Here is a 1,547-nt window from a genome sequence, read left to right as displayed (position 1 = left end):
GCGCGAGAACGCCGCCGCGATCCCCGCGAAGTACAGCGGGATGGCGTTGTTGACGGTGGATGCCAGGGACTCGGGGGTCGTGCCGTAGTCCCACATCACCTCGAAGGCGGAGGACGCGGAGTACCCGGCGACAGTGAGGAACGCCGCCGTGACGACGAGGGCGAGGACGATCGCGATGACGGGACCCGCGACGGTCTTGAGGATGCGACGGATCATGCGGCGGCCTCTCCCCCACGTGCGCCGGTCATGTACTCGCCGATCGTGCCGACGTCCGCGCCGCGCGCGTCGATCTCGGCCACGATGCGTCCGCGGTGGAGCACCAGGACACGGTCCGACAGCGCGAGGATCTCGTCGAGGTCGGCGGAGACGAGGAGCGTGGCGAGCCCGCGGTCGCGCGCGCCGACGAGCTCGCTCCAGATCGCGGCCTGCGCTCCGATGTCGACGCCGCGGGTCGGGTGCGCGGCGAGGAGCAGCCGCGGCTCGCGGAGGAGTTCGCGCCCGACGATGAACTTCTGCTGGTTGCCACCCGACAGCGCCGACGCGCGCGTCGACGGATCGCCGCCGCGGACGTCGTACGCCGCGATGATCTCGGCCGCGGCGCGGGCCGCCGCGGAGCGACGGAACCAGGGACCGCGCCGCACCGGCGGCAGCTGCTGGTAGCCGAGCACGGCGTTCTCGCGGAGCGCGAGGGGCAGCACGATGCCGTCGCGGTGGCGATCCTCGGAGATGTACCCCATGCCCCGGGCGCGGCGGTCGACCGTGCTGAGCGCGGTGACGTCGTCGCCGTCGAGGAGCACGGTGCCGGTGGCATCCGCCCGTCCGATGAGGGCCGCGAGGAGTTCGGACTGCCCGTTGCCCTCGACGCCGGCGATGCCGACGATCTCCCCGGCGTGGACGCGCAGGTCGACGTCGGCGAGCGGCGGGACCTGGTCGTCGCCGCGGACGCCGAGGCCGCGCGTCTCGAGCACGATGCGGTCGGAGGCGGGCTGCGCGCGCGGGGCGACCACGGGCATCTCGGCCTTGACCATCAGACGCGCCAGCTGCGGCGCGGTGGTCTCGGCCGGGACGGCGGTGCCGACGACGCGGCCCGCGCGGATGACGGTGATGTCGTCCGCGAAGGACAGCACCTCGTCGAGCTTGTGGGAGATGAAGATCACCGCGGCGCCGGCCTGCGTGAACGCCCGCATCGCGGCGAACAGGGCCTCGGCCTCGGCGGGGACGAGCACGGCGGTCGGCTCGTCGAGGATGATGATGCGCGCGTCCCGGTAGAGCACCTTGAGGATCTCCACGCGCTGGCGCATGCCCACGCCGAGGGTCTCGACCTCGGCGTCGACCGCGACCGGGAAGCCCGTGCGGTCGGCGAGCTCGGTCACCTCGCGGCGAGCCCGGGCGGAGTCGATGAAGACCGGCCCGCCCGGCTCGCCCGCGAGGACGATGTTCTCCCAGACGCGGAGCCCGGGAGCGAGCAGGAAGTGCTGGTGCACGATGCCGATGCCGGCCGCCTGCGCGTCGCGCGGAGAGCGGAAGGACGTCACGTGGCCGTCGAT

At 73.4% G+C, this 1,547-nt stretch carries 1 protein-coding gene and 1 pseudogene; both read right to left on the bottom strand.

The window, feature by feature from the left end; genetic code table 11:
• Window positions 1-216: pseudogene (locus I5G_RS16645) on the bottom strand (hypothetical protein); the annotation flags it as partial.
• A partial coding sequence (locus I5G_RS16640; protein WP_026096019.1) for an ABC transporter ATP-binding protein occupies window positions 213-1,547 on the bottom strand: 1,335 nt, incomplete at its 5' end. The pseudogene I5G_RS16645 and the gene I5G_RS16640, both read right to left, overlap by 4 nt.

The organism is Microbacterium sp. B19, from assembly GCF_000333395.1.
In the GTDB taxonomy this organism is placed as follows: domain Bacteria; phylum Actinomycetota; class Actinomycetes; order Actinomycetales; family Microbacteriaceae; genus Microbacterium.
Note: the sequence above shows the minus strand (reverse complement) of the source record. Positions and strands in the feature narration are given on the sequence as shown.